General features: G+C 64.1%; 3 protein-coding genes. 1 reads left to right on the top strand and 2 read right to left on the bottom strand.

The window, feature by feature from the left end; all coding sequences use genetic code 11:
• Window positions 1-97 precede the first annotated feature (97 nt).
• Window positions 98-586: a hypothetical protein gene (locus SAS01S_RS21875; RefSeq protein ID WP_066813335.1), complete on the bottom strand. Its 489-nt coding sequence runs from the start codon at window positions 584-586 to the stop codon at window positions 98-100.
• A gap of 149 nt (window positions 587-735) precedes the next feature.
• On the opposite strand from SAS01S_RS21875, the gene SAS01S_RS21870 reads away from it, so the two are divergent.
• Entirely contained in the window at window positions 736-1,386 is a 651-nt protein-coding gene (locus tag SAS01S_RS21870; protein ID WP_066813332.1) for a hypothetical protein, read from the top strand.
• Window positions 1,387-1,395: 9 nt separating this feature from the next.
• Here the strand turns inward: SAS01S_RS21870 and SAS01S_RS21865 are convergent, their stop codons facing one another.
• The gene (locus SAS01S_RS21865; RefSeq protein WP_066813330.1) at window positions 1,396-1,809 is read right to left on the bottom strand and encodes a hypothetical protein; all 414 of its coding nucleotides are present in this window, start codon (window positions 1,807-1,809) and stop codon (window positions 1,396-1,398) included.
• Between the last annotated feature and the right edge of the window lie 213 nt (window positions 1,810-2,022).

Raw genomic sequence — 2,022 nt, 5'->3', positions numbered from 1 at the left:
AGTCACGGGCGATACGCTCTGCGAGGCATCCCCCACCCCCGACCCCTCCCCTGAAGGGGAGGGGCTAGTGTGCGAGCCTGCTCCCTGGACCACCCGATCAGGCGGCGGAGCGCCGTAACGACGTCCAGGCGAAATAGAGGATCACGATCGCGACCGCGCCTTGCGTCGCGAGCACGGCCGGCTCGTTGCCCAACGGCGCCAGCGCGTGCAGCGCAGGAATCTTCTGATAGCTCTGCACCACCTGCACGACCATGTTGAGCCATTGCGCGAACAAAGCGGTCACCAGAAACACGCGCCGCCAACCGCCTGCGAGCTTGCGCCCGTACAAAGCGTAAAGCGCGACCGCGAGGACGGCCAGCGACACCACGCCAAAGATGAACGGCGGTCCGATCGGCTTGGGTGGAAACAGGAAGCCGGTGGCGCTGGTCAGGATGGTGAAGACCAGGAACAAGCCGTTGAGCAGCGACAGCCAGCGCCCGCCGACCAAGGCGGCGAAGAAGACCAGTCCGGCGACGATGCCGATCAGGCTGATGACGACGTGCAATTCGGTAAAGGCCGGAAGCGACAGGCCGAGGATCGTGTTCATCGCGTTTCCCCCACAGATTGACGCCGCCCACCATATCGGAACGCGTGGCATCGGGCGACTCGATTTGAAAGCGTAACGAACTTCTCCGTGCCGGATCGCGAACCGATCCTTAACGCCGCGCGGGCCATTCGCGCCGCGAGGAGGAAGCAATGGACGCACCGAAGCCGACCGCGCCGCAATCGATGTCGTCGGTCCTCCGTCAGGGTTTTCCGGCGTTGCTCGCCTTGATCGTCGCGCCGGTCGTGATCTACGTGATGACTCTTCCCGGCGGCCAGGAACTCGCTCCGGAAAATACGAACGGCGAAAATTGGGCCTTCGCGATCGCCCTCGGGGTTGGCGCGCTCTGCTTTGGAGTGACGATCAGCGCGAAGCCGCGATCTCTTAAGACGGTCGTATCTGCCCTGCTATGGCCGCTACTCTACTTCTTCATTTGCTGGCCGGTGGCGATGATCGCGATGGATCGTGCGCGGGAACACGCTCACTTTTCGAACGTGCCGATCGTTGCGCGCGAACGCTATTTGTCGGCCGAGATGGCCTCGATACATCACGGCAGGGGCGGCATCAGTTACGATGTCTGGCTCACGCATTACCCGGTGTTGCTGACGGTCGACCCTCAGGACTATCGCTCCGCTTTCGGCGACGTGGAGCGCGCCTCCGCGGACGGATATTGCATCCATGTCATGATAGAGACGACGGGCAAGGCGTCGCGCATCATGGCGAATCCGGGCGAGAAGCTTCCGCAGGGAAGTTTGGTGCGCTGCCCGACACGAGCGTGGGGCTTTAGCGGCCAGGGGTTGTAAGCGCCCCGTTCACCCCGCCTGCTTGAACTCGCCGACGACGATCGCGCCGAGATCGCGATCGAATGTCTCGGTCGTCGCGGTGCCGTTGCCGCGCATGGTGAAGGTGCCGGCGTCGACATAGCCGCCGCTGCCGGTCGGATCCGACAGCACTTTGTACGTCATCGGTCCCGACGTGCTGGTCACGGTGATCGCCGATTTGCCCGCGCTGTCGGTATAGGCGACCGAGATCGCGCCCGGATCGTCGATCGCGGCGGGGACGAGCAATGTGTGGTTCTTACCCGGGCGCAGGACGAAACTCTTGGCCTCACCAGGATTGAGCCCGACCGTCTCGACGCCAATCCCGTCAGGCGGTGGTGGCGAGGTGTTGTCCTGCGCAATCGCCGCGACGGGCAGCAGCGCGAGAGTGAGAAACAGCAGGCGCATGGCAATTCTCCTGACCCGCTCGGGTGGAGAAACGCGCTGAGGGTGGAAGGGTTCAGTGGGATGGATGACGAACCGAGGTTGTAGGGTAGCTAAATCCTCCCCGGAACGGGGAGGGGGACCGGGCGGCGCAAGCCGCGTGGTGGAGGGGGCCCGCGACCAACTAGCCACAATTGCCGAGGCCCGCGATCGAGGCCCCCCTCCACCAAGCCGCTA

Source organism: Sphingomonas asaccharolytica NBRC 15499 (genome assembly GCF_001598355.1).
GTDB classification, from domain to species: domain Bacteria; phylum Pseudomonadota; class Alphaproteobacteria; order Sphingomonadales; family Sphingomonadaceae; genus Sphingomonas; species Sphingomonas asaccharolytica.
This window is presented reverse-complemented; position numbering and strand designations above follow the sequence as displayed.

Bases quoted from the DNA above. Each gene is read 5' to 3' on its own strand.
- SAS01S_RS21870 (WP_066813332.1), top strand. From the start codon at position 736: ATGGACGCACCGAAGCCGACCGCGCCGCAATCGATGTCGTCGGTCCTC.
- SAS01S_RS21875 (WP_066813335.1), bottom strand. From the start codon at position 586: ATGAACACGATCCTCGGCCTGTCGCTTCCGGCCTTTACCGAATTGCAC.
- SAS01S_RS21865 (WP_066813330.1), bottom strand. From the start codon at position 1,809: ATGCGCCTGCTGTTTCTCACTCTCGCGCTGCTGCCCGTCGCGGCGATT.